Source organism: Micromonospora sp. DT231, from assembly GCF_049847025.1.
In the GTDB taxonomy this organism is placed as follows: Bacteria; Actinomycetota; Actinomycetes; order Mycobacteriales; family Micromonosporaceae; genus Micromonospora.
Genome location: NZ_JBNCNO010000006.1, coordinates 431,534 through 455,749, shown reverse-complemented (window position 1 = coordinate 455,749; position 24,216 = coordinate 431,534). Strand labels below are relative to the sequence as shown.

Below are 24,216 nucleotides of genomic sequence, written 5' to 3'. Positions count from 1 at the left end.
GGACCGGGGTCGGACTGTTAGAGTCCCATCCCAGCCATGGATTGCGGGCACTCGCTCGTGATCCACACCCACCCGCCAGGGTTCACCGGCGGCCCGCCTCGCGCAGGAGGAAGAAGTTGCTGTCCGCCTTTCTCAGTGCGTTCCGTACGCCTGACCTGCGCAAGAAGCTGCTGTTCACAGTAGGCATCATCGCGGTCTACCGGCTGGGTGCGACGCTCCCCAGCCCGGGCGTCTCGTACGGCAACGTGCAGAAGTGCCTCGACTCCATCTCGGGCGACACGACGGGCCCGCTGAATCTGCTCAACCTCTTCTCCGGCGGAGCGCTGCTCCAGCTCTCGGTCTTCGCGCTGGGCATCATGCCCTACATCACCGCGTCGATCATCCTGCAGCTGCTGACCGTCGTGATCCCGCGGCTGGAGCAGCTCCGCAAGGAGGGCCAGGCCGGCCAGGCGAAGATCACGCAGTACACGCGCTACCTGACGCTCGGCCTCGGTGTGCTCCAGGCCTCGGCCTTCGTGGCCCTGGCCCGCTCCGGGCAGCTGTTCCAGAACAAGTGCGACCAGTTCCCGATCATCCCGACCGGCACCGGCATCCCGGACTGGCTGACCCTGTCCATCCTGGTGATCACCATGACTGCCGGCACCGGCATGGTCATGTGGCTCGGCGAGCTGATCACCGACCGGGGCGTCGGCAACGGCATGTCCGTTCTGATCTTCACCTCCATCGCGGCCCGGCTGCCCGGTGAGGGTGGGCAGATCCTGACCGCCAAGGGTTGGGGCAAGTTCACCCTGGTCATCGCGCTGGTTCTGGTGGTCATCACCGCGGTCACCTTCATCGAGCAGGCGCAGCGCCGGATCCCGGTGCAGTACGCCAAGCGGATGATCGGCCGGCGGATGTACGGCGGCACCTCGACCTACATCCCGCTGAAGGTCAACCAGGCGGGTGTGATCCCGGTCATCTTCGGCTCGTCCCTGCTCTACCTGCCGCAGTTGGCCCTGCAGTTCTTCGACCAGAACGATCCGGGCAAGGTCCAGGCGTGGATCCAGAACAACCTGGTCGCTCCGAACAGCCCGATCTACATCTCGGTCTACTTCCTGCTGATCATCTTCTTCACGTACTTCTACGTCTCGATCACGTTCAACCCGACCGAGGTCGCGGACAACATGAAGAAGTACGGCGGGTTCGTGCCGGGCATCCGGCCGGGCAAGCCGACGGCCGACTACCTGGACTTCATCCTCAGCCGGATCACCCTGCCGGGCGCGCTCTACCTCGGCGTCATCTCGATCCTGCCGAACTTCTTCTTCATCTGGCTGGACAGCCAGCAGTACCAGAACTTCCCGTTCGGTGGCACCGCTGTGCTCATCATGGTCGGCGTCGGTCTGGAGACCGTGAAGCAGATCGAGAGCCAACTCATGCAGCGGAACTACGAAGGGTTCCTGCGGTAGATGAGACTCGTTCTGGTTGGCCCGCCGGGTGCGGGTAAGGGCACGCAGGCTGAGTTCGTCGCTGCGCACCTGTCGGTACCCAAGATCTCGACCGGAGACATCTTCCGCTCGAACGTCACCCAGGGCACGCCGCTCGGTGTCGAGGCGAAGCGCTACATGGACGCAGGCGAGCTGGTTCCGGACGAGGTCACCATCAACATGGTCCGGGACCGGCTGGCCGAGCCCGACGCCAGCGAGGGCTTCCTGCTCGACGGCTTCCCGCGGACCACTCCGCAGGCGGCCGCCCTGGACAAGCTCCTCGCCGACCTGGGCACCGCGCTGGATCTGGTCCTGGAACTGGTTGTCGACGACGACGAGGTGATCCGGCGGCTGTCCGGTCGGCGTACCTGCCGCGGCTGCGGCAAGATCTGGCACGTCGAGTTCGACGCCACCACCCGGCCCGGCATCTGCGACAGGTGTGGCGCCGAGCTGTTCCAGCGCGACGACGACAAGCCCGAGACGATCGCCACCCGGCTTCGTGAGTACAGCGAGAAGACCGCACCCCTGGTCGACTACTACGGCGCTCAGGGCAAGCTGGTCGGGATCGACGCCACCGGCCCGGTGGAGGACGTCACCACCCGGGCCATCGACGCACTGCGGTCGTACGGCGGCTGAGGTCCCGCCCGACCACGGCGGATAGAGTGCGAACAGCGGGGTACGCGAGACGTGCCCCGCTCTTCGGCAACGAAAGGTAATCGCTCCATGCGTCGTCCCCAGCTGGACATCCAGCTGAAGACCCCTGACCAGATCGAGAAGATGCGCGCCGCCGGTCTGGTGGTCGCCGAGGCGCTCCGCCGGATGCGGGAGGCTGTCGCCCCCGGTGTGAGCACCGCCGATCTGGACGCCATCGCCGAATCGACCATCCGCGAGGCGGGTGGCGTGCCGTCGTTCAAGGGCTACCACGGGTTCCCGGCGTCGATCTGCTCCTCGGTCAACGAGCAGATCGTGCACGCGATCCCGTCGCCGAAGCAGGTGCTTCAGGCCGGTGATCTGATCTCCATCGACTGCGGTGCGGTGCTGGACGGCTGGCACGGCGACTCCGCCATCACCGTCGGGGTCGGCGACGTCGACCCGGCACTGCTGAAGATGGCCGACGTCGCCGAGGACGCCATGTGGGCCGGCATCGCCGCCGCCGCCCGTGGCGCGGCCAGCGGCAAGGGCCGGCTCACCGACATCTCGCACGCGGTGGAGAGCGCGGTTCGCAAGGGCGGCCGGTACGGCATCGTCGACGGCTACGGCGGGCACGGCATCGGCACCGAGATGCACCAGGACCCGCACGTGCTCAACCACGGCCGGCCGGGCAAGGGCCCGCGTCTGGTGCCCGGCATGGCGTTGGCCATCGAGCCGATGATCACGATGGCGTCCCCGCGTACCGTCGAGTTGGCCGACGGCTGGACGGTCGTCACCCGGGACGGCTCGATCGCGGCGCACGTCGAGCACTCGATGGCGCTGCTGCCCGACGGCGTCTGGGTGCTCACGGCCTTCGACGGAGGCCGCGCCCGACTGGGCGACCTGGTGACCGCCCGCCAACCCGCCGCCTCCACCACCCCCTAACCCCCCGCCGCGCGTTGATCATGAGGTTGTCGTCATGACACGCCGGGAACGGTGGCTATAACGTCATGATCGACCGGGTTCCCGGGTCGGACGGGACTGGCGCGGCGGTGGCATGCTTGCCGGCATGGACGGGCGCGACGAGATGCGGGCCGCGGACGCGGACCGTGAGGTGGTTGCCGACCGGCTGCGGGTCGCCCTCGGCGAGGGCCGGTTGGACCTGCACGAGTACGACGAGCGGGTGCAGCGGGCCTACGCGGCGCGCACGTACGCCGAGCTGGAGGCCCTGCTCACCGACCTGCCCCCGGTGGCGCCGGCGCAGATGTCGGGCCTGGCGATGGCCGGCGGGCAGACCGTGGGCCCGCTGGACGACCAGCTCGCTCCGGCCTTCACCAGGGGCGTCACGGCCCGCTGGTTGGCTGAGGTGTGGTTCCCGTACCTGCGGGTGATCGCCATCGTGGTGACCATCTGGGCGATGACGTCGCTGCTCAGCCAGGATCTGCTCTACTTCTGGCCGGGTTGGGTGGCGGGGCCCTGGGGTGCGGTGCTGGTGATCCGTACGGTTTCCGGGCTGGCCGCGAAGGAGCCCCAGCGTGAGGCCATCAAGCGCCAACGCCGCCGAGAGCGCAAAAAAGCAAAGCGCGCCATCAAACCAGAAGACACCCCACCAACCCCCTGAACCCCACCCAACCCCAACCCCACCCCGCCCCCCCACCCTGTTGATCATGAGGTTATTGCCACCGCTCCCGGCGTGTCGTGGCAATAACCTCATGATCAACGGTGGCGGCAACGGCGGCAACGGCGGCATCGACGGCGGCGGCAACGGCGGCGGCAACGGCGGCGGGGGCGGGGTGGGGTGGGTCTGGACCGGGGGTGGGGGTGGGGTCCGGTGGGGCGGCGCGCGGTTGGTGGGTGGCCGGTTTGGCGGGTGACCGCAGGCCGGCGTACACTTTCAGATCGGCGCACAGCGTCCACTCCGGCATGCCCACCCTGCGCTTCGGTGGGACCTGGAGCCGCGGCTGGCGCGGTCTTCTGATTCTGATCAGATTTCCGTGTAAGACGTTGTGGGCCGCCCGGAGCAATCGACGTCAGGACAGCGGAGGACATGCCGAAAAAAGACGGAGCCATTGAGATCGAGGGTCGGGTCATCGAGCCCCTGCCGAACGCCATGTTCCGGGTGGAGCTCGCGAACGGCCACAAGGTGTTGGCTCACATCAGCGGCAAGATGCGGCAGCACTACATCCGCATCCTTCCGGAGGACCGGGTCGTCGTCGAACTCTCGCCGTACGACCTGACCCGCGGGCGCATCGTCTACCGCTACAAGTAGTCCTGACGGCGGCCGGGAAGTCCCGTGTCCGTCTTCGACGTCCGGCGTCGCGCACCGCGGCCCCGGGCCAGATGGGAAGTAAGGCAACCGTGAAGGTCAAGCCGAGCGTCAAGAGGATCTGCCAGAAGTGCCGGGTTATCCGCCGGCACGGCCGGGTCATGGTCATCTGCAGCGACCCGCGCCACAAGCAGCGCCAGGGCTGACTCAGCCCGTCCGGCCGTAACACCGGCCGGGTGGCGTTGGTCCAGGCGGATCCTCAGCGACACACACATCACACATGCTCGTCCCAGCCGCGAGCGGTACGCGAGTCGTACTCCTTCGTGGCTGACCCCCGGTCGGAGGCCGGGGCCCGCTCGGGCAGCGACCGATCCCGGTCGCCGGCGCTCACCGCGTCGGAAAGACGGGACGGCCGGTAGCGGGACGGGACGGGTCCACACCTCCGCCACACATCACGAGGAGTACGCCCGCACATGGCACGTCTAGTCGGCGTGGATCTCCCCCGCGAGAAGCGGATGGAAATCGCGCTCACCTACATCTTCGGGCTCGGTCGCACCCGCGCCCAGGAGACACTCGCCGCTACCGGCATCTCGCCGGACAAGCGCGCTCGGGACCTCACGGACGAGGAGCTCGTGCAGCTCCGCGACCACATTGAGGGCAACTACAAGGTTGAAGGCGACCTGCGCCGCGAGGTCGCCGCTGACATCCGCCGCAAGGTTGAGATCGGCTGCTACGCCGGCATCCGGCACCGCCGGGGCCTGCCCGTGCGTGGCCAGCGGACCAAGACCAACGCACGGACCCGCAAGGGCCCGAAGCGGACCGTCGCCGGCAAGAAGAAGCCCGGCAAGAAGTAGTTCTTGACCGGATGACGGGGTCGGCCGCCACCGAGGTGGGTCAGGCCGCAACCCAATCCGGAAAGTCAACTAGGAGCGCACAGACTTATGCCACCGAAGGCTCGTGCCGGAGCCGCTGTCAAGAAGGTCCGGCGCAAGGAACGCAAGAACGTCGCCCACGGGCAGGCGCACATCAAGAGCACGTTCAACAACACCATCGTGTCCATCACGGACCCGACCGGTGCGGTCATCTCCTGGGCCTCCGCTGGCCAGGTGGGCTTCAAGGGCTCCCGCAAGTCGACTCCGTTCGCCGCGCAGCTGGCCGCCGAGGCTGCCGCGCGTCGCGCCATGGAGCACGGCATGCGCAAGGTCGACGTGTTCGTCAAGGGCCCCGGCTCCGGCCGGGAAACCGCCATCCGTTCGCTGCAGGCCGTGGGCCTCGAGGTCGGGCAGATCGCCGACGTCACCCCGCAGCCGCACAACGGGTGCCGTCCGCCGAAGCGTCGCCGGGTCTGAGAGGTAGAGAGAGATGGCTCGTTACACCGGTGCAGACTGCCGCCGTTGCCGGCGGGAGAAGATGAAGCTGTTCCTCAAGGGCAGCAAGTGCGATGGTCCGAAGTGCCCGTTCGAGTCCCGGCCGTTCCCGCCCGGGCAGCACGGCCGCGGCCGCACGAAGGAGACGGAGTACCTGCTCCAGCTCCGCGAGAAGCAGAAGGCCCGTCGTGTCTACGGCGTGCTGGAAAAGCAGTTCCGCGGTTACTACGAGGAAGCCGTTGGCAAGCAGGCGAAGACCGGTGAGGTCCTCCTGCAGATCCTCGAGTCGCGGCTGGACAACGTCGTTTACCGGGCCGGCTACGCCCACTCGCGGGACATGGCCCGCCAGCTGGTCAAGCACGGTCACTTCACGGTGAACGGCAAGAAGGTCGACATCCCGTCGTACCGCGTCAAGGAGCACGACATCATCGAGGTTCGGGGCAAGAGCAAGGAGCTCACCCCGTTCATCGTCGCGCAGGCCCAGGCCGGCTCGAAGACGGTTCCGGCGTGGCTTGAGGCCATCCCGAGCCAGATGAAGGTGCTCGTGCACTCCCTCCCGGCCCGGCAGGTCATCGACACGCAGGTCCAGGAACAGCTGATCGTCGAGCTCTACTCCAAGTAGTCCGAGCTCGTTCGGTGGCCCGTCCTTCGGGGCGGGCCACCGGAACAGTTTGTGTCGTGGGCGTCAAATAGCGGGCGCCCCGGAAGAGAAGAGAAAAGATGCTCATCAGCCAGCGACCCTCCCTCTCCGAGGAGTCGATCAACGAGACCCGGTCGCGGTTCGCCATCGAGCCGCTCGAGCCGGGCTTCGGCTACACCCTGGGTAACTCGCTGCGGCGTACGCTGCTGTCGTCGATCCCGGGCGCGGCCGTCACCTCGATCAAGATCGACGGTGTCCTGCACGAGTTCACCACGATCCCCGGTGTCAAGGAGGACGTGGTCGAGCTCGTCATGAACATCAAGGAGCTGTGCGTCAGCTCCGAGCACGACGAGCCGGTCAGCATGTACCTGCGCAAGCAGGGCCCGGGCGACGTGACCGCGGGCGACATCCAGCCGCCGGCCGGCGTCTCGGTGCACAACCCGGATCTCAAGCTCGCCACCCTCAACGGCAAGGGCCGGCTCGACATGGAGCTGACCGTCGAGCGGGGCCGGGGCTACGTGACGGCGGCGCAGAACAAGCAGTCCGGCGCGGAGATCGGCCGGATCCCGGTCGACTCGATCTACTCGCCGGTGCTGAAGGTGACCTACCGCGTCGAGGCGACCCGTGTCGAGCAGCGCACCGACTTCGACCGGCTGATCATCGACGTCGAGACCAAGCCGTCGATGGGTCCGCGTACCGCGCTGGCCTCCGCCGGTTCGACGCTCGTGGAGCTGTTCGGGCTCGCCCGGGAGCTGGACGAGACCGCCGAGGGCATCGACATCGGGCCGTCCCCGCAGGACGCCCAGCTGGCGGCGGACCTGGCCCTGCCGATCGAGGAGCTGGACCTCACCGTCCGCTCCTACAACTGCCTCAAGCGCGAGGGCATCAACTCCGTTGGTGAGCTCATCGGGCGTACCGAGGCCGACCTCCTCGACATTCGCAACTTCGGTCAGAAGTCGATCGACGAGGTCAAGATGAAGCTCGCCGGGATGGGTCTCGGGCTGAAGGACTCGGCTCCGAACTTCGACCCGGCGCACGTCGTGGACACCTTCGGCGAGGCCGACTACGACACCGACGACTACCGCGAGACCGAGCAGCTCTAGTCCGCGCTGCCGCCACAACTGAGGAGCACCAAAAATGCCCACGCCCACCAAGGGCCCCCGCCTCGGCGGCAGCCCCTCGCACGAGCGGCTGATGCTCGCCAACCTGGCGACCGCGCTGTTCCAGCACGGCAAGATCCAGACCACCGAGACGAAGGCCCGGCGGCTGCGCCCGCTGGCCGAGCAGCTCATCACCAAGGCCAAGCGCGGTGACCTCGCCTCGCGGCGGCGGGTGCTGGGTGTCGTCAAGGACAAGGACGTCGTCTACGCCCTGTTCGACCAGATCGCGCCCCGGTACTCCAACCGCCCCGGCGGTTACACCCGGATCGTGAAGACCGGTCCGCGCAAGGGTGACAACGCGCCGATGGCCATCATCGAGCTGGTGGAAGAGCTTCAGGTCGCCGAGCCCAAGGTGAACAAGAAGACCGCCGCCCGCAAGGCCGCGCAGCAGGACAAGGTCGAGGCGCTCGCCCCGGCCGACGAGGCTCCGCAGTCGGCCTCGGCCGACCAGGACTCCGAGGCGCCGGTGTCGGCGTCCGGTGACACCGCTGCGGCGCGCGAGGACAGCGACCTCGCCACCGAGGAGAACAAGGCCTGATTTCGGGCGTCGTTCGGGCCCGGCACCCCTCACGGGGTGCCGGGCTCGATCCGTAACAGGAGGTACGAGGTGGACGAGCGGATCCGGCTGCGGCTGGACGTCTCGTACGACGGCACGGGCTTCTCCGGTTGGGCCGCCCAGCCGACCCGGCGCACCGTCGCGGGTGTGCTCGTCGAGACCCTGGACCTGGTCCTCGGTGCCGGCACGGTCACCGGCCTGACGGTCGCCGGGCGAACCGACGCGGGAGTCCACGCCACCGGGCAGGTCTGCCACCTGGACCTGCCTGTCGACGTGTGGCGGCAGCACGAGGGGCGGCTGTTGCGACGCCTGGCCCGGCTGCTCCCGACCGACGTGCGTGTCCGCGCGATGACCGACGTGCCGGCCGACTTCGACGCCCGCTTCTCGGCGACCTTCCGGCGCTACGAGTACCGGGTGACCGATGCGCCCTTCGGCGCGGAGCCGCTACGCCGGCACGAGGTGCTGGCCTGGCCGAAGCCGCTCGACCTGGCCGCGCTGAACGCCGCCGCGGCCGGCCTGGTCGGCGAGCACGACTTCGCCGCGTACTGCCGGCGCAAGGAGAACGCGACCACGTTGCGCGAGGTGACGAGGCTGGACTGGCGCCGTGATCCGGACGGCATCCTGGTCGCCACCGTGCAGGCCGACGCGTTCTGCCAGGCGATGGTGCGCAGTCTGGTGGGGGCGATGCTGGTGGCCGGGGACGGTCGCCGCCCGGTCGAGTGGCCGGGCAGCCTGCTCACCCGACAGGACCGTTCCAGCGAGGTGACGGTGGCTCCCGCGCGCGGGCTGACCCTGGTCGCCGTCGGCTACCCCGCCGATCCGTCCGAGTACGCCCGCCGGGCCGACCTCACCCGTCGACTGCGGGTCCCGATCGAGGGCTGAGGGCCGACGGCGCGGCGGGGGCTCACTCCCCGGGCAGGTCGCCGTCGCCGCTGCCGCCTGTGGGTTCCGGTGTGGGCTGGGCGGTGGTGGGTTCCGGTGTCGGCTGGGCGGCGGTGCCGCCGTCGGCCCGCTGTTGCAGGACGCCCCGGCTGAGGTGCAGGTCGATCATGTCGAACAGGATCTCGCGGACCGCGGTGTCGCCGGCCTTGATCGCCGCCCCGTCCGCGCGGACGACGAGCGCGTACGCCAGGTAGTGACCGCGCACCTGCCAGCCGACCCGTGCGGGGGCGCTGGCCAGCACGTCGGTGCCGTCGCCGTCGCCGGCGGTGAGGCCACGGAAGCGGCCCTGCCGCTCGTCGAGGAGTGGGCGGATCCGGTCCCGGGCCCGTTCCGCGCTGGCCCGGTCGGTGAGGTTGAACAATCCGGCGGTGACCAGGTGGGCGCCGTCGGGCGTACGCAGGGTGGCCCGGACGACCTGGTTGCAGCCGAGGAGGGCCAGCAGTTCGGCGACCTCGCCGGTGGTGGCGACGGCGCAGCTTCCGCTGGACTGTGTCTTGAGCACCTGGTAGCTCGGCTGGCCGGAGGTGAGTTTCAGCTCCTTGCCGGGGAAGAGTTCCTTGGCGGTGAGCGGGGCCTGGTCGGATTCCCGGGAGTCGAGGGCGAGCCGTTCCGGCGTGGCGGACGTCGGCGTGGCGTTCGGCTGGTATGTCGGTTCGGCCGCCGGTTGCCCGTCGCGCTCGTCGAGCAGCGCGGCGGCGCCGAGGCCGCAGAGTGCGAGCAGCACCAGGACGGCCGCGCCGCCGATCAGCACCTGCCACAGCCGGCCGCTGCCACGGCGGGCACCGGGCTCCGAGGCGGTGGCGGAGGTGTAGACCTGGCTGCGGGGCGGAGCCGGCGGAATGTCGGCACGCGTCGGCGGTGGTTGCGTCGACGGCAGTGCGAGCTGGTTCGCCCGGGGCAGCGACGGCGCGGGGAAGCGGGACGGAGAGGGCCCGGCCGGCGGGGGCGGACCGGCGCCGAACACCGACAGGTCGGACCCGGGCTCCGGGTACTCCTCGAAAGCGTCCTCATCGGACTCGTACCGATACACCATGTCGCCCAGAGTAAGAGCGAATGTCCCTTTAGGGGGTAATATCGGGGAAATGTGCGCGTGGGTCGCGTCATGGTCGGCCCGGGCCGGTGCGAGAATTGCCGGCGTGACCGGCGACCACTACTTCACCGCTCAGCCCGCCAGCGACGCTCCGCCGCGCGAGGTCGAGTTCTCCGTCGCCGACCGCGACTACCGGCTCGTCTCGGCCGGCGGCGTCTTCTCCGCCAGCCGCCTCGACCCGGGCACCGGCGTACTCCTGCGCAAGGCCGAGTTGCCCGCCGCCGACACCGCCGGTGACCTGCTCGACCTCGGCTGCGGGTTCGGCCCGATCGCGTGCGTGCTGGCCGACCTGGCACCGGCGAGCACGGTCTGGGCGGTCGACGTCAACGCCCGCGCCCGCGAGCTGACCGCGGCCAACGCGGCCCGGGTCGACGCCGCCGACCGAATCCGGGTTCGCGCCCCGGACGAGGTGCCGGCGGACACCCGGTTCGCCCAGATCTGGTCCAACCCACCCATCCGGATCGGCAAGGACGAGCTGCACGAGCTGCTGCTGCGCTGGCTGCCCCGACTCGCACCGGACGGCGTCGGCTGGCTTGTCGTCGCCCGCCACCTCGGTGGCGACTCGCTGCAACGCTGGCTCACCGAGCAGAGCTGGCAGGTCGAGCGGTACGCCAGCCAGAAGGGCTTCCGGGTGCTGCGGGTCACCCGGTAATTGGATGTCCCTCCCGCCCTCACTGGGGCAGGATCCCGGCGTGGGATACGTGGATGTGGCAGCGGTCGGGCACATCCTGCCCGACGGTCGGGAACTCTTCGCCGACGTGTCGTTCCGGGTGGGTGAAGGCAGCAAGGTCGCCCTGGTCGGTCCGAACGGCGCGGGAAAGACGACACTGTTGCGGATGGTCGCCGGTGACCTGCCGGTGCGCACCGGCACGGTCGCCCGGTCCGGTGGCCTCGGCGTGATGCGGCAGTTCATCGGCATGATCGGCGACGAGTCGACGCTCGCCGACCTGGCGTTGTCCCTGGCCCCGCCGCCGCTGCGGGCCGCCGGCCGCCGGCTCGGCGAGACCGAGGCGGCCATGCGGGCGGCCGAGGCGCACGGCAAGTTCAGCAACGCCGCGGGCAAGGCCCAGCTGGCGTACGCCGACGCGCTCGGCGCCTGGGGCGAAACCGGTGGGTACGACGCGGAGGTGCTCTTCGACACCGTCGCGACAATCGTGCTCGGCAAGCCCTGGGACGCCGTCCGGGACCGGCCGGTGCGTACCCTCTCCGGCGGCCAGCAGAAGCGCTTCGCGTTGGAGTTGCTGCTGCGCGGCCCGGACGAGGTGCTGCTGCTCGACGAGCCGGACAACTTCCTCGACGTGCCCGGCAAACGCTGGCTGGAGGCGCGACTGCGCGAGTCGACCAAGTCGGTTCTCTACGTCTCGCACGACCGGGAGTTGCTGGCCCAGAGCGCCGACCGGGTGGTGGCCGTCGAAGGTGGCAGCGCCTGGGTGCACCCGGGCGGCTTCGCGAGCTGGCACTCCGCGCGGGTGGCCCGGCACGCCCGCCTCGACGAGCTGCGTCGGCGCTGGGACGAGGAACACCAGAAACTGCGCGAGCTGATGCTGATGTACAAGCAGAAGGCGGCGTACAACGACGGGTTGGCCTCGCGCTACCAGGCCGCGCAGACCCGGCTGCGCAAGTTCGAGGAGGCCGGGCCGCCGCCCGTACCCCCGAAGGACCAGGACATCCGGATGCGGCTCAGCGGCGGGCGGACCGGCAAGCGCTCGGTCATCTGCGAGCAGCTCGAACTCGACGGCCTGACCTACCCCTTCGACCTGGAGATCTGGTACGGCGATCGGGTGGCGGTTCTCGGCGCCAACGGCACCGGCAAGTCGCACTTCCTGCGGCTGCTGGCCCGGGGTGGCACCGACCCCGACCCGGCCAACGGGCCGGTCGACGGGGCCGGCGCGCTCGCGCCGGTGGCGCACGACGGCACGGTACGGCTGGGCGCCCGGGTCCGCCCCGGGCACTTCTCCCAGACCCACGACCGGCCGGAGCTGATGTCGAAGACGCTCGTCGAGATCCTCTGGCGGGGCGACGAGCACCGCACCGGGATGGACCGGCAGGCGGCGATGGGGGTGCTCAGCCGCTACGAGCTGGCCGCGCAGGGCGACCAGCGCTTCGGCACGCTCTCCGGCGGTCAGCAGGCCCGGTTCCTGGTGCTGCTGCTGGAACTGTCCGGGGCGACGCTGCTGCTGCTCGACGAGCCCACCGACAACCTCGACCTGGCCAGCGCGGAGGCCCTCGAAGCGGGCCTGAACGCGTTCGAGGGGACGGTCATCGCCGTCACCCACGACCGCTGGTTCACCCGATCCTTCGACCGGTTCGTGCTGTTCCGCGGCGACAGCGAGGTGGTGGAGACCCCGGAGCCGGTCTGGGACGTGGGCTGACCGGTCCGTGGGTCCGCTGCGGCCGACCGGCATAGGGTGGATCGCGTGACTGACATGACCTATCGCCGGCTGGGCGACTCCGGGCTCGTGGTGTCCGTGGTCGGCATCGGCTGCAACAACTTCGGCCGGAAGCTGGACCTCGACGGCACGCGCGCCGTGGTGGACGCCGCACTGGATGCCGGGATCACCCTGTTCGACACCGCCGACATCTACGGCGAGCCGCAGGGCGGCTCCGAGGAGTTGCTCGGGCAGGCCCTCAAGGGGCGCCGCGACGACGTGGTGGTGGCCACCAAGTTCGGCATGGACATGTTCGGCCTCAACGGGCCGGACTTCGGGGCCCGCGGTTCGCGGCGCTACATCGCCCGCGCGGTGGAGGCGTCGCTGCGCCGGCTCGGCACCGACCACATCGACCTCTACCAGATGCACGAGCCCGACCCGGGCACCCCGATCGACGAGACCCTCGCCGCCCTGGACGATCTGGTCCGCGACGGCAAGGTGCGCTACCTGGGCAACTCCAACTTCGCCGGCTGGCAGATCGCCGACGCGGACTGGGTCGCCTCGTCCAACGGCCGGGCCCGCTTCATCAGCGCGCAGAACCACTACAGCCTGCTGGAGCGCTCGGTGGAGACCGAGATCATCCCGGCCTGCGAGCGGTTCGGCCTCGGCATGCTGCCGTTCTTCCCACTCGCCAACGGGCTGCTCACCGGCAAGTACAAGCGCGAGGCGCAGCCGCCGGCCGGCAGCCGGCTGTCCGGCGGTGGCCGGTACGCGGAGCGGCTCGCCGCGGCCGACTGGGACACCATCGAGGCGATCGAGGCGTACGCGGCCGAGCGGGGTCTGACCATGCTCCAGGTGGCGATCGGTGGGCTGGCCGCCCAGCCGGCGGTGACCTCGGTGATCGCCGGCGCCACCACGCCCGAGCAGGTACGCGCCAACGCCGCCGCCGGCACCTGGGAGCCGAGCGACGAGGACCTGGCGGCGCTGCGCGCCATCCTCTGACCGAGGTACGGCGCGTGCGCTGGCCTGGTCCGGGAGGGCCGCGTGCGCCGCTCGGTGATCCACTCGCGTTCCTTGAAGTCGGGGTCACCTGCGGCCTTGGAAGGCCCGACTTCAAGGACGCCGAGTCGATCACGGGCCGTTTGGGCGGCGACGGGCCGCTCGGGCCGAGTCGATCACGGGCCGCTTGGACCGCGACGGGCCGGGCCGCTTGTCGCGGCCCGGCCCGGTTGTGGCGCTGGTGTGTTCGTCGGTCAGTCGTTCGGCGTGTTGGTGCGGCGGCGGCCGAACAGCATGGCCGCCCCCATCGCCGCGGCGACCAGCACGAGGCCGGCCGCCGCGAACGGCCACCAGCCGGCACCCGCCCCGCTACCGCCGTCGGCCGGCTTGTTGACCGCCACCGGCTTGGGCACCGGCGGAGACTGCGCGGCACGGGCCTGCACCGTGGCGGTGGCCTTGCCCGGCAGGGGAGCGGGGGAGTCCACCTGCACCTTCCAGGTGCCGGCGCTGAGCACCGGTCCGCTGCTGTAGAAGCCCTGCCCCTCGGGCTGCGGCTCCAACTGCACCGGCCCGACCTTCTGCCCGTCCGGGCCGGTGGCGGTGAGCACCAGGCGCACCACCCGGTCGAGCCGCCGGCCATCGGCGTAGGTGGCCTGGATGGTGACCCCCTCCGCCCCGTCGCCGGCCACCGTCAGCTTGAGTTTGTCGGCCCGGGCGGCCGCCGGGGCGGCGGAGAGCAGGGTCAGGGCCAGGCCGGCGAACACGGCGGCCAACACCTTGCGGATAACCGTCACGGACATCTCCTCGACTACGAATGAGGGAGGCCCCTCCCCGACGCCGAAGCGTCGGGGAGGGGCCTCGTCGGATCAGAGCTGGCGACCGGGTGCCAGCCGGGTGGCGTCGCCACCGAGCCGCCCGGTGCCCTTGACCGGTTCGCCGTCGTTCGCCTTGACGCCGGCCTTGCTGGCCGCGCCGCCGAGACGAACGATCATCGCGTCGGTGTCCCGGACGAGGACGTCCCGGACCTCCGCCTCGGCCACCAGGGTGGCGTCGGCGGCGAGCGTGCGGAACGCGGTCAACTGCTTGATCGCCTTGCTGTCGTTGCCGGCCGCCTCGGCCTGACGGGCCGCGTCGAGCTTCGCCGTCAACTGCTTGTGCGCCTTGGCCGACAGTCGACCCGTCGCCTTGAACCGGTCCAGCAGGTTCTGCATGTCCCGGAACGAGGTGGTGACGAAGAACCGGACCGCCGAGGTGGTCTGGTTGCCCGCCTTGTCGGTCGCGGTCACGGTCAGCTCGTGCAGGCCGAGCGGCAGCTCGTACATGGCCTGCAGGGTGCCGCTCGTGTACGCCTGGCCGTCCAACGTGCCGACCACAGTCGCGATGCCCGAGGTCGGGTCGACGGCCTGCCAGGACACCCGAACGTCCTGGCTGTCTCCGTAGAGCTGGCCGTCGGCGATCCCGGACACCAGCAGCGTCGGCTTGGTGCCGTCGATGCGCAGCACTGCCGACTTGAGCGTCTCGGCGTTGCCCGCCTTGTCGGTCGAGCGGAACAGCAGCTCGTGCTGCCCGTCACCGGTCACCTCGACCGGAGTCGTGTACGGCGTCCAGGTGCCACCGTCCAGCGACCACTCCACCGTCTTCACGCCGGAACCGGCGTCGGTCGAGGTCAGCACGACCGGGATCGTCCCGTTGTGCCAGCCGGCGTCGTTCGCCGGAGCGAACGTCGCAGTGGTCACCGGCGCGGTGGCGTCGATCTTGGCGGAGACGGTCTTCGTCTCCTCCACGTTGCCGGCCTTGTCGGTCGAGCGGAACCGCAGCGTGTGCTCGCCGTCACCGCTGATGGCCACGGGTGCGGTGTACGCCGTCCAGGCGGTCGCCCCGTCCAGCTGGTACTCCGTACCGGCGAGACCGCTACCGCCAGCCTCGTCGGCGCCGGTGAGCGTGACCGTCACCGGCCCGGTGTACCACCCGTCGGTCGGGGTGCCGGAAACCGCCGCGGTGGTGACCGGCGCGGTCTCGTCGGCCACCTCCGTGCTGAGCCGGAAGTAGTCGAACGAGGCGGTCTTCGACGCCGTCTGGTTGGCGCCGAGGGTGAACAGCCCGACCTTCGGGGTGGCCCCGACCGCGCTGTTGGTAAGTGCCTCCAACGCGGTCCAGGTCGTCCCGTCCGCCGAGTACGACGCGGTGAACGTGTTGCCCGTGCGGGCCAGCCGCAGGTGCCACACCGCCGAGGTCAGGCTGGTGGCCTCGGGCTGCGGGTTCTGCACCACCCCGGCGATCTCGCTGCGGAACTCGATCCGCCGCGTCACCGCCTGGCCGGCCTGGTTGTCCGCGATGAAGTCGAACTTCACGTAGTTGTCGTCGTCCGCCTGCACGAGCAGACCGGCCTGCTGGTACTGCTCGTTCAGCAGGCTGCCGTCGACCTTCGTCTCCAGGGTCCAGTCGCCGGACGGCGCGGTCTGGAGGATGAAGTTCTTCGGCCCGGTGTTGTCGGTGCCGTAGATGTCACCGTTGGGCACGTCGATCCGCAGCGCGCCATCGGCGACCCGGTAACCGGCCGGGTCCTCCCGCGTGATGGCGTCCCACCGGCACTTGTCCAGCGAGCTGCCGGTGAACTCGTCCGACGGGTCGACCGGGCCGGCCGGAGCGTCCGGCGTGACCTGGAACGAGTCGAACGCGGCGTCGACAACAGGCGCCTCGGTGCCTCCGTTGAGGGCGAAGACGCCGATCCGCGGGTTGGTGATGCCGGCGAGCGCGGCCGAACGGCCGACCGGGGTGAAGGTCTGCCCGTCGCCCGAGGCGGACGCGGTCAGGTTCGTCCCGTCGCTGGTGATCCGCAGGTACACGGTGTCACCCGCCGGTGCGTTGGTGGCGTCGGCGGCCTCGTTGCGCGGCGTGGCGGCCGTCTCCCGGATGAACTCCACCCGCCGGCTGCCGTTGTACAGCAGGTCGACCTTGGCGTAGTTGTCGTCGTCGCCGTACACCAGCAGGCCGGCCTGCTGGTAGTTGGCCGTCACCGGGAGGGTGACCTTCGTGGTCATCTCCCAGGCGCCGGTCGGCGCCGCCTGGAGCACCAGGTTCGTGGCGTCGTTGCGAGCCCCGTAGAGGTCACCCACGCCGGTGGGCAGCCGCAGCGCGCCGCCACTCTGCGAGTAGAGCTGGTTCTCCCGGATCACGCTGGTCCAGCGGGCCTTGTCGAGGCTGTTGCCGTTGAAGTCGTCCGAGCGCGCCCCGAAGCAGGACGTGTCCGGAGCGTCCACCCGCACCGGCACCGTGGCGTACGCCTTGGCGCCCAAGCTGTCGGTCACCGTGAGGGTGGCCGTGAAGGTGCCCGGGTTGGTGTAGGTGTGGCTGGCGTCCAGGGTGGTCGCCGAGCCGCCGTCACCGAAGTCCCAGGCGTACGTCAGCGGGGTGTTGCCCTCGGCGTCGGTGGCCGTGCCGTCGAAGGCGACGGTGACCGGCGCGGTGCCGGTGGCCGGGGTGGCCGAGGCACTGACCGCCGGCGGCGCGTTCTCGGTGACACCGCGGCCGACGAAGTCCATCCAGTTGACGTTGAACAGCGAACCCGTTCCGCCGTTCGGGTCGCGGGCCACGAAGAACAGCGAGCCGCTCGCGGCACCGGTGACCGGCGCGCTCACGTCCGTGTACGTCTGCCACGCACCGGTCGACGGCACGACTGCCGTGGCGACCACCGGTCCGTCGACAGCACCCGCGTGGACCTCGATCCGACCGCCTGCGGCGGCCGAGGCGGCCCGGAACCGGATCTCGGTGATGTTGGTCAGGTCCGCCGGAGCGACCGACCACCAGTCACCGTCCTCGATGAACGCGATGCTCTGGCCGCCACCCGCGGTGTCGGCCCCGGCCTCACGCTGCACGCCGGCGTCTCCGCCGCCGGTGCTCACCGGCGTCCGCCCGGTGGCGGTGAAGTACTCGGCCTGCTTCTGCTTGGGCTGCAGGATCTCGATCTGCCGACCGGTGAGCGCACCGGCGCCGCCGGCACCACCCTCGTCGGTGTAGGTGGCCTCGAAGACCGCGAAGACGTTCGCCTCGGCGCCGTGCCCGGAGGCGAGCGACGTCTGGACGGTGCCGGTGCAGCCGGTGTGCTGCTCCAGCGGGTGGGCGTGCTCGTCGTGACCGAGCAGCACCTGGAGGTTCACCTTGGCGCAGTCGATCTCCCCGTCCTCGGGGTCGGTCACCTTGATCGTGTACTTGACCTGGTCGCCCCAGTTGAAGAAGCCACCGTCCGGCGGGAACTCGATCGTCACCGTCGGTGCGGTGTTGCCCACGGTGACCGGCACGTTGGCCACCGCGGTACGGCCCTTCGGGTTGGTCACGGTGAGCTGGGCGGTGTAGTTGCCCGCCGTCGCGTAGGTGTGCGTCGGGTTCGCCTCGGTGGAGGTCTGCCCGTCGCCGAAGGCCCAGGCGTAGGTGAGCGCGCCACCGTCCGGGTCCCGGGAGCCGGCGCTGGAGAAGGTGACAGCCAGCGGTGCCGGACCCGAGGTGGGGTTGGCGGACGCCGCCGCGATCGGCGCGCGGTCACCGGCGGTGTAGTCGATCCGGTAGATGCCGGAGTTGTCGTTGTTGCCGCCGAAGCCGCTGCCCCACTCGATCAGGTACAGCGCGCCGTCCGGGCCGAACTCGAAGTCCATCGGCCGGATCATGCTCATCCCGGTGAGCAACTGGTTGATGTCCACAAGCGACTTGCCGTCGGCGGTCACCTGCATCGTGTACATCTTGTTCTGGTTCCACTCGCCGAGCAGCGCCTTGCCGTCGTAGTACGCCGGCCACTTGCGGGTGGAGTTGAGGTTGGGGTCGTACCGGTAGGCGGGGCCGCCCATCGGCGCGCCACCGCCACCGATCTCCGGGTACCGCGCGTCACCGGCGTAGCCGTAGTCGACGGTGGCCGGGACGACAGGGGGGAGGTTGGTCAGGCCGGTGTTGTTCGGCGAGTTGTTCACCGGCGCGGCGCAGTCGAACTTCGCGCCGCTCGGGCCGGACGGGAACGTGTAGTCGTTGTAGGCCTCGTTCGTCCCCGTGCAGTACGGCCAGCCGTAGTTGCCGGGGGTCACGATGTTCCACTCGACCAGACCGCGGGGGCCCCGGTCCGGGTTGTTCGCGTTGGCGTCCGGCCCGTAGTCGCCGACGTACAGCGTGTCGGTCTTCGGGTCGGTGCCGATCCGGAACGGGTTGCGGAAGCCCATCGCGTAGATCTCGGGACGGGTCTTCTCGGTGCCCGGAGCGAAGAGGTTGCCCGTCGGAACGGTGTACGTCCCGTCGTCCTCCGGGTGGATCCGGATCACCTTGCCGCGCAGGTCGTTGGTGTTCGCCGACGTGCGCTGCGAGTCGTAGTCCTGGCGGCCCGGCCGCTCGTCGAGCGGCGCGTACGCGTTCGACTCGAACGGGTTGGTGTTGTCACCGGTGGCCAGGTAGAGGTTGCCGGCGCTGTCGAACGTCATGCTGCCACCCGCGTGGCAGCAGGTGTTGCGCTGCGTGTCGACCCGCAGGACCTGCTTCTCGCTGGCCAGGTCGATGGTGTCGCCGGTCACCGTGAACCGGGACAGCAGGTTGCGCGTGACGTTGTCGTTCGGGGCGTAGTAGAGATACACCCACTTGTTCGTGGCGAAGTCCGGGTCGAGCCGGATGCCGATCAGACCGTCCTCGTTGCCGGTGAAGACGTCCAGGTCGACGGCGGTGACGGTGTTGCCGGTGTCCGGCTTGATGATCTGCACCCGGCCGTCGCGCTCGATGTAGAAGACCCGCCCGTCGGGGGCGATGTCGAGCTCCATCGGGTTGCTGGTGTTGCTGTCCAGGGAGACCTTCTCGAAGTTCGAGGTCTTCGTGGCGCCGCAGTCGGCGTCCTGGACACCGGCCGCGGTCCGGATGCCGCCGAGCAGGTGGGACAGGAACTCGGGCTCGGCGTACGACTCCCGGGTGTGCCCACCGCCGGTGTACCAGGAGCGACCGCCGTCGAAGTCCTGACACCAGGAGGTCGGGTGGTCGGCGCCCATCGCGCCCGCGCCCGGGGTGTAGCTCTTCTCGTCCAGGCTGGCCAGCACGTGCACGTCCGGCCGCGGGTTGGTCTGGAAGTTGTACCACTCGTCGAACCGGGACCAGCGGTCCGGCAGTTCGGCGGTGGACGGGTGGGCGTGGTCTTCCACCTTGACCGTGGCCTGCTGGTTCTGCGGGTGGTTGGCGAAGTACGCGCCGACCAGGTCGCCGTACCAGGCCCAGCTGTACTCGGTGTCCGACGCGGCGTGGATGCCGACGTAACCGCCGCCGGCCTTCACGTAGCGCTCGAACGCCGCCTGCTGCTCGGCGTTGAGGACGTCACCGGTGGTGGAGAGCCAGATCACGGCCTTGTACTTCGCGAGGTTGGCGTCGCTGAACGCGGCGCCGTCCTCGGAGGTGTCCACGGTGAAACCGTTTGTGGCGCCGAGCTGTTGGATGGCGGCGACACCGGTGGGGATGGAGTCGTGCCGGAAGCCGGCGGTCTTGGAGAAGACCAGGACCGAGAAGGGATCGTCGGCGGCCTTCTGGGGCGCCTTCGGCGCCACCTGGGTGACCGGGGTTCCGGCCGCTGCCTCCCGTGGGGGGACCTGTGCGGCGGCCGGCGCTGCCTGCGCGGGCGTGCTGAACAGGGTCGTCGAGGCGAGGGCCAGGGAGATGAGGGTTGCGGTGATTGGTACGCGGGCACGACGAGAACGGGACACGCCGCCTCCTGTGTCGTAGTGACGGAGATCGCGGGAGTCGGCTCGCCGAAGGCCGTCCCTGATGGAGCCGGTGGTCACACCCTGCCAAGGTGCCCCCACCGACATTTTGTCGAATCGCTAAACAAATTAATTCGACTGGCTCGATGTCCGGCAAGATGCGGGCGGGTAACGGTTCTGCAACGGCAGGCGACATTCCGAACAGGACCGCAGGAACCACCCCACAGATCTAGCTCGATACGGTGCGTTCCGACCCGCCGGCCGCCGCCGAACCTCGCCTTGGCAGACCGACGGATCTGTCGTACGGTGACACGCAAGTAACCCACGGGAGCCCGGTGTACCGGGCTGAGAGGGGGGCTGACAGCCCCCGACCGTCGAACCTGATCCGGATAATGCCGGCGCAGGGAGGAGAGTTGCCGTGCCGTCCCTGGGGCGACTGCATCTGATCACCGACACCCGACCCGGTCGGGACCCGCTCACCGTGGTCCGGGCCGCCCTCGCGGTGGCCCGCGCCGACCTGGTGGTGCAGGTCCGGGTCGAGGACTCCGCCACCGACCGCGAGGCGTACGACCTGGCCCGGCGGGTGTTGGCGCTCTGCGTGTCGTACGACGCGACCTGCCTGGTCAACGACCGGCTGCACGTGGCGCTTGCGGTGGGCGCGGCCGGCGGGCACATCGGAGCGCACGACCTCCCGGTCGCCGCCGCCCGTCGGGTGCTCGGCCCCACCGGCGTGCTGGGAGCAACCGCCCGCGCACCGGAGACAGCGAACGAGGCCGTCGCGGCGGGAGCCGACTACCTGGGCGTCGGCCCCTGCCACCCGACCAGCACCAAGTCCGGCCTGCCGGACCCGATCGGGCCGGCCGGGGTCCGCGCCGTGGCCGACGCCGTCGACGTGCCGGTCATCGCGATCGGTGGCGTGACCGCGGCCCGGGTGCCGGAGCTGCGGGCCGCCGGGGCGTACGGGGTGGCGGTGGTCGGGGCGGTGTCCGCCGCCGCCGATCCGGCTCGGGCGACCGCCACGCTGATCGAGGCCCTGACGTGCTGACCGGCCGGTCGGAGTCGGCGTCGTCGGACGACCGGGCCCGGCCGGACGTGGCGGTGGTCGGGGCGGGGCCGATCGGGCTGGCGATCGCCTGGCGCTGCGCCGCCCGTGGGCTGCGGGTGGTGGTGCACGATCCGGCGCCCGGCTCGGGGGCGTCGGCGGTGGCCGCCGGCATGCTCGCCCCGGTCGCCGAGGCGTACTTCGGTGAGCACCGGCTGACCGAGCTGCTGCTGGCGTCCGCCGCCCGCTGGCCCACGTTCGCCGACGAGCTGGCCGAAGCGGCAGGCGCCGACATCGGCTACCGGACCGAGGGCACCCTGCTGGTCGGGTTGACCGCCGACGACCTGGCCGAGGCGCGTCGGCTCTGGGCGTACCAGCAGGGGTTGGGTCTGCCGGTGACCCCACTGCGCCCCAGCGAGCTGCGCGACCGCGAGCCGGCGCTCGCCCCGCGGGTGCGCGGCGGCGCGCTCGCGCCCACCGACCACCAGGTCGACCCCCGACTGCTGGTGCCGGCGCTGCGCACGGCCGCGCGGCGGGCCGGCGCGATGCTGGTGCCGCAGGCGGTCGCCGACCTGTCCGACGTGGACGCACGAATCACCGTGGTCGCCACGGGCTGCGGGGCCGCCGCGCTCACCGGCCTGCCCGTGCGGCCGGTGAAGGGCCAGATCCTCCGGCTCCGCGCGCCCGGCGGCGTCGCGCCGGGCTTCCGGCACGTGATCCGGGGGTACGCCGACGGCGAACCCGTCTACCTGGTGCCCCGACCCGACGGCGAGGTCGTGCTCGGCGCGACTGTCGAGGAACGCTCGGACACCACCGTCACCGCCGGCGCCGTGCAACGTCTGCTCCGCGCCGGCGTCGACCTGCTGCCCGAGCTGGCCGAGTACGACCTGGTCGAGGCGGTCGCCGGGCTGCGCCCCGGAACCCCGGACAACGCGCCCATCCTCGGGCCGCTGCCCGACCGACCGGACGTGCTGGCCGCCACCGGTCACCACCGGCACGGCATCGTGCTCACCCCGGTCACCGCCGACCTGATCGCCGACCTGGTGTGCACAGGCGTACCCGATCCGCTGCTCGCGTCCTTCCGGCCGGACCGGTTCGCCGGCGCGGCTGCCGGCGGCGGGCCCGGACCGACGATGAAGGGGGACCAGTGGAGTTGACGGTCAACGGGGCCGGACGAAGCGTCCCGGGTGAGATGTCGGTGGCCGACCTGGTCGGTGCCGTCGCCCCGCAACCGCGTGGGGTGGCCGTCGCGGTCAACGGCGAGGTGGTGCCCCGAGCGGGCTGGGCGACCACGGCGCTGCGCGACGGGGACCGCGTCGAGGTGCTCACCGCGGCGCAGGGCGGGTGAGGGGCGTGTCGTTCGAGCTGGGTGGGCAGACGTTCACCTCGCGGCTGATCCTCGGCACCGGCGGCGCCGCCAACCTGCACGTGCTGGAGCAGGCGATCCGGGCGTCCGGCACCGAGCTGGTCACAGTTGCCCTGCGCCGGGTGGACACCGCGCCGGGCACGGCTGGCGGGCTGCTGGACCTGCTGGACCGCTGCGGGGTACGGCTGCTGCCCAACACCGCCGGCTGCCACACCGCGACCGAGGCGGTGAAGGTGGCCCGGCTGGCCCGGGACGCGTTCGACACCGACTGGGTCAAGCTCGAGGTGATCGGCGACGAGCGGACCCTGCTGCCCGACGGGGTGGAGTTGCTCCGCGCCGCCGAGGAGCTGGTCGCCGACGGCTTCACCGTGCTGCCGTACACGAGCGACGACCCGGTGCTCGCCCGCCGACTCGCCGACGTGGGTTGTGCCGCGGTGATGCCGGCCGGCTCCCCGATCGGTTCGGGGCTCGGCGTCGGCAACCCGCACCACATCCGGCTCATCCGGCAGTGCGTCGACGTGCCGGTGATCCTCGACGCCGGCATCGGCACCGCCTCCGACGCGGCCCTGGCCATGGAGTTGGGCTGCGACGGGGTGCTGCTGGCCAGCGCGGTGACCCGGGCCGCGGACCCGGTGGCGATGGCCACCGCGATGCGGTACGCGGTCGAGGCCGGGCGGCTGGCGGCCGGCGCGGGCCGGATCGAGCGCCGCTTCCACGCGCTCGCCTCCACCCCCGACGAGGGAAGACCCGACCTGTGACCGCGCCGCTGCCACCCGGAGGCGCGCTGCCGCCGGGAGGCGCGCCGCCGCCGGGAGGCGCGCCGCCGCCGGGAGATCTTGGAAGCAAACCGCCCCTGGAGGGGCACATTCCTTCCAAGATCTCGTTGGGGACCGTGCCGTCGGGGGTTGTCGTTCTCAGCGATCGGCGTGTCGCTCGCGGCGGGCTCGAGCGGGTTGTCGCGGGTGCCGTGGCTGGGGGAGTGCGCTGGGTGGTGCTGCGGGAGAAGGACCTGCCCCGCGTCGAGCGCGCCGCCCTCGCCGTCGCCCTGCGCGCGATCCTCGTCGACGTCGGCGGAACCCTCGTCGTGGCCGGTCCCGACCCGCTCGGCGGCGACGCCGTCCACCTGCCCGCCGCCGGCCCGTACCCGCCGCCGACCCACCGCCTGGTCGGCCGCTCCTGCCACGACGAAACCGAGCTGAACCGCCTGACCACCGAGCACTACGCCACCGTCTCCCCAATCCACCCCACCAGAACGAAACCGGGTTACGGCCCACCCCTGGGCACCGAAGGGCTGCGCAAGCTGATCAGGATCAGCCCCGTGCCACTGCTGGCGCTAGGCGGAGTGGAAACCCCGGAACAGGTAACCGCCTGCGTCCAAGCAGGAGCCGCAGGGGTGGCAGTGCTGGGCGCACTGATGCGAGCCAAAGACCCGACCGAAACAGCCACCGCCCTCACCAGCGCTTATGTCGAGGCGGTCACCCCCAAGCTCCCAAAACCCGGCGCGGGCTCACCCAGGTCTCCACGCGCGGGGCTGCGGCCGACCGTGCCCATGCAGGGATCAAGCCTGACCGCCCGGAGTGGGCACGGTCGGCCGCAGCCCTCAACCGCAACCACAAACG

The 24,216-nt window shown here is 70.7% G+C and carries 24 protein-coding genes and 1 riboswitch; of the genes, 21 read left to right on the top strand and 3 right to left on the bottom strand.

Going from position 1 to position 24,216, the window contains the following annotated elements:
* Positions 1-116: 116 nt before the first annotated feature.
* The 13 genes from secY to truA all read left to right on the top strand — a co-directional run bounded on the left by secY (position 117) and on the right by truA (position 8,964).
* Positions 117-1,445 carry a preprotein translocase subunit SecY gene (gene secY, locus ACPXBU_RS19075; protein WP_393370260.1) on the top strand — a complete coding sequence of 443 codons (1,329 nt, stop codon included), beginning with the start codon at positions 117-119 and terminating at the stop codon, positions 1,443-1,445.
* Complete coding sequence (locus ACPXBU_RS19070; protein WP_007465256.1) at positions 1,446-2,099, top strand: adenylate kinase; 654 nt, start codon at positions 1,446-1,448, stop codon at positions 2,097-2,099.
* Between the two features lie 87 nt (positions 2,100-2,186).
* Positions 2,187-3,038 carry a type I methionyl aminopeptidase gene (gene map / locus ACPXBU_RS19065; protein ID WP_393370263.1) on the top strand — a complete coding sequence of 284 codons (852 nt, stop codon included), beginning with the start codon at positions 2,187-2,189 and terminating at the stop codon, positions 3,036-3,038.
* Positions 3,039-3,162: 124 nt separating this feature from the next.
* On the top strand, positions 3,163-3,714 hold the full coding sequence (locus tag ACPXBU_RS19060) for a DUF1707 SHOCT-like domain-containing protein (RefSeq protein ID WP_393370266.1): 552 nt from the start codon (positions 3,163-3,165) through the stop codon (positions 3,712-3,714).
* 91 nt (positions 3,715-3,805) lie between these two features.
* The gene (locus ACPXBU_RS19055) at positions 3,806-3,967 is read left to right on the top strand and encodes a hypothetical protein (protein ID WP_425759015.1); all 162 of its coding nucleotides are present in this window, start codon (positions 3,806-3,808) and stop codon (positions 3,965-3,967) included.
* Between the two features lie 173 nt (positions 3,968-4,140).
* The gene (gene infA / locus ACPXBU_RS19050) at positions 4,141-4,362 is read left to right on the top strand and encodes a translation initiation factor IF-1 (protein WP_007073013.1); all 222 of its coding nucleotides are present in this window, start codon (positions 4,141-4,143) and stop codon (positions 4,360-4,362) included.
* Between the two features lie 89 nt (positions 4,363-4,451).
* Positions 4,452-4,565 carry a 50S ribosomal protein L36 gene (rpmJ, locus tag ACPXBU_RS19045; RefSeq protein WP_088952025.1) on the top strand — a complete coding sequence of 38 codons (114 nt, stop codon included), beginning with the start codon at positions 4,452-4,454 and terminating at the stop codon, positions 4,563-4,565.
* Positions 4,566-4,832: 267 nt separating this feature from the next.
* Positions 4,833-5,213 carry a 30S ribosomal protein S13 gene (gene rpsM / locus ACPXBU_RS19040; RefSeq protein ID WP_088950226.1) on the top strand — a complete coding sequence of 127 codons (381 nt, stop codon included), beginning with the start codon at positions 4,833-4,835 and terminating at the stop codon, positions 5,211-5,213.
* A gap of 87 nt (positions 5,214-5,300) precedes the next feature.
* Entirely contained in the window at positions 5,301-5,708 is a 408-nt protein-coding gene (gene rpsK / locus ACPXBU_RS19035; protein WP_030329919.1) for a 30S ribosomal protein S11, read from the top strand.
* 13 nt (positions 5,709-5,721) lie between these two features.
* Positions 5,722-6,348, top strand: coding sequence for a 30S ribosomal protein S4 (gene rpsD, locus ACPXBU_RS19030; protein ID WP_030489600.1), 627 nt, complete (start codon positions 5,722-5,724; stop codon positions 6,346-6,348).
* A 98-nt stretch (positions 6,349-6,446) separates the two neighbouring features.
* A complete protein-coding gene (locus ACPXBU_RS19025) occupies positions 6,447-7,469 on the top strand; it encodes a DNA-directed RNA polymerase subunit alpha (protein ID WP_007465227.1) in 1,023 nt (340 codons plus the stop codon).
* 34 nt (positions 7,470-7,503) lie between these two features.
* Complete coding sequence (rplQ, locus tag ACPXBU_RS19020) at positions 7,504-8,064, top strand: 50S ribosomal protein L17 (protein WP_393370270.1); 561 nt, start codon at positions 7,504-7,506, stop codon at positions 8,062-8,064.
* 69 nt (positions 8,065-8,133) lie between these two features.
* Positions 8,134-8,964: a tRNA pseudouridine(38-40) synthase TruA gene (truA, locus tag ACPXBU_RS19015; RefSeq protein WP_425759014.1), complete on the top strand. Its 831-nt coding sequence runs from the start codon at positions 8,134-8,136 to the stop codon at positions 8,962-8,964.
* A 22-nt stretch (positions 8,965-8,986) separates the two neighbouring features.
* Here truA and ACPXBU_RS19010 read toward each other — a convergent pair whose 3' ends face one another.
* Positions 8,987-10,057, bottom strand: a complete 1,071-nt coding sequence (locus tag ACPXBU_RS19010; protein WP_425759013.1) for a hypothetical protein — start codon at positions 10,055-10,057, stop codon at positions 8,987-8,989.
* Positions 10,058-10,160: 103 nt separating this feature from the next.
* Here ACPXBU_RS19010 and ACPXBU_RS19005 point away from each other — a divergent pair, with 103 nt between their 5' ends.
* The 3 genes from ACPXBU_RS19005 to ACPXBU_RS18995 are packed head-to-tail and all read left to right on the top strand — an operon-like array spanning position 10,161 to position 13,485.
* Positions 10,161-10,766 carry a class I SAM-dependent methyltransferase gene (locus tag ACPXBU_RS19005; RefSeq protein WP_393370278.1) on the top strand — a complete coding sequence of 202 codons (606 nt, stop codon included), beginning with the start codon at positions 10,161-10,163 and terminating at the stop codon, positions 10,764-10,766.
* A 40-nt stretch (positions 10,767-10,806) separates the two neighbouring features.
* Entirely contained in the window at positions 10,807-12,486 is a 1,680-nt protein-coding gene (locus tag ACPXBU_RS19000) for an ABC-F family ATP-binding cassette domain-containing protein (protein ID WP_393370281.1), read from the top strand.
* A 36-nt stretch (positions 12,487-12,522) separates the two neighbouring features.
* Positions 12,523-13,485, top strand: coding sequence for an aldo/keto reductase (locus ACPXBU_RS18995; RefSeq protein ID WP_425759012.1), 963 nt, complete (start codon positions 12,523-12,525; stop codon positions 13,483-13,485).
* 251 nt (positions 13,486-13,736) lie between these two features.
* On the opposite strand, the gene ACPXBU_RS18990 is transcribed toward ACPXBU_RS18995, so the two are convergent.
* Both ACPXBU_RS18990 and ACPXBU_RS18985 read right to left on the bottom strand, forming a co-directional pair.
* The gene (locus ACPXBU_RS18990; protein ID WP_425759011.1) at positions 13,737-14,282 is read right to left on the bottom strand and encodes a hypothetical protein; all 546 of its coding nucleotides are present in this window, start codon (positions 14,280-14,282) and stop codon (positions 13,737-13,739) included.
* A 66-nt stretch (positions 14,283-14,348) separates the two neighbouring features.
* Positions 14,349-20,192 carry a ThuA domain-containing protein gene (locus ACPXBU_RS18985; protein ID WP_425759010.1) on the bottom strand — a complete coding sequence of 1,948 codons (5,844 nt, stop codon included), beginning with the start codon at positions 20,190-20,192 and terminating at the stop codon, positions 14,349-14,351.
* 311 nt (positions 20,193-20,503) lie between these two features.
* Positions 20,504-20,613: riboswitch (TPP riboswitch) on the top strand.
* Between ACPXBU_RS18985 and thiE the strand changes: the two genes are divergently transcribed.
* The 5 genes from thiE to ACPXBU_RS18960 all read left to right on the top strand — a co-directional run.
* On the top strand, positions 20,608-21,234 hold the full coding sequence (gene thiE, locus ACPXBU_RS18980) for a thiamine phosphate synthase (protein ID WP_425759009.1): 627 nt from the start codon (positions 20,608-20,610) through the stop codon (positions 21,232-21,234). It overlaps the preceding riboswitch by 6 nt.
* Entirely contained in the window at positions 21,228-22,388 is a 1,161-nt protein-coding gene (gene thiO / locus ACPXBU_RS18975; RefSeq protein WP_425759008.1) for a glycine oxidase ThiO, read from the top strand. The genes thiE and thiO overlap by 7 nt, the downstream gene beginning before the upstream one ends.
* Complete coding sequence (thiS, locus tag ACPXBU_RS18970; RefSeq protein WP_393370297.1) at positions 22,379-22,579, top strand: sulfur carrier protein ThiS; 201 nt, start codon at positions 22,379-22,381, stop codon at positions 22,577-22,579. The genes thiO and thiS overlap by 10 nt, the downstream gene beginning before the upstream one ends.
* Positions 22,576-23,355, top strand: coding sequence for a thiazole synthase (locus ACPXBU_RS18965; RefSeq protein WP_393370298.1), 780 nt, complete (start codon positions 22,576-22,578; stop codon positions 23,353-23,355). The genes thiS and ACPXBU_RS18965 overlap by 4 nt, the downstream gene beginning before the upstream one ends.
* 125 nt (positions 23,356-23,480) lie before the next feature.
* The coding region (locus tag ACPXBU_RS18960) for a thiamine phosphate synthase (protein ID WP_425759020.1) at positions 23,481-24,216 on the top strand (736 nt) is incomplete at its 3' end.

Bases quoted from the DNA above. Each gene is read 5' to 3' on its own strand.
- ACPXBU_RS19010 (WP_425759013.1), bottom strand. From the start codon at position 10,057: ATGGTGTATCGGTACGAGTCCGATGAGGACGCTTTCGAGGAGTACCCG.
- ACPXBU_RS19025 (WP_007465227.1), top strand. From the start codon at position 6,447: ATGCTCATCAGCCAGCGACCCTCCCTCTCCGAGGAGTCGATCAACGAG.
- rpsD (WP_030489600.1), top strand. From the start codon at position 5,722: ATGGCTCGTTACACCGGTGCAGACTGCCGCCGTTGCCGGCGGGAGAAG.
- rplQ (WP_393370270.1), top strand. From the start codon at position 7,504: ATGCCCACGCCCACCAAGGGCCCCCGCCTCGGCGGCAGCCCCTCGCAC.
- rpsK (WP_030329919.1), top strand. From the start codon at position 5,301: ATGCCACCGAAGGCTCGTGCCGGAGCCGCTGTCAAGAAGGTCCGGCGC.
- rpsM (WP_088950226.1), top strand. From the start codon at position 4,833: ATGGCACGTCTAGTCGGCGTGGATCTCCCCCGCGAGAAGCGGATGGAA.
- map (WP_393370263.1), top strand. From the start codon at position 2,187: ATGCGTCGTCCCCAGCTGGACATCCAGCTGAAGACCCCTGACCAGATC.
- ACPXBU_RS19060 (WP_393370266.1), top strand. From the start codon at position 3,163: ATGGACGGGCGCGACGAGATGCGGGCCGCGGACGCGGACCGTGAGGTG.
- ACPXBU_RS19055 (WP_425759015.1), top strand. From the start codon at position 3,806: ATGATCAACGGTGGCGGCAACGGCGGCAACGGCGGCATCGACGGCGGC.
- ACPXBU_RS19070 (WP_007465256.1), top strand. From the start codon at position 1,446: ATGAGACTCGTTCTGGTTGGCCCGCCGGGTGCGGGTAAGGGCACGCAG.
- infA (WP_007073013.1), top strand. From the start codon at position 4,141: ATGCCGAAAAAAGACGGAGCCATTGAGATCGAGGGTCGGGTCATCGAG.
- ACPXBU_RS18990 (WP_425759011.1), bottom strand. From the start codon at position 14,282: ATGTCCGTGACGGTTATCCGCAAGGTGTTGGCCGCCGTGTTCGCCGGC.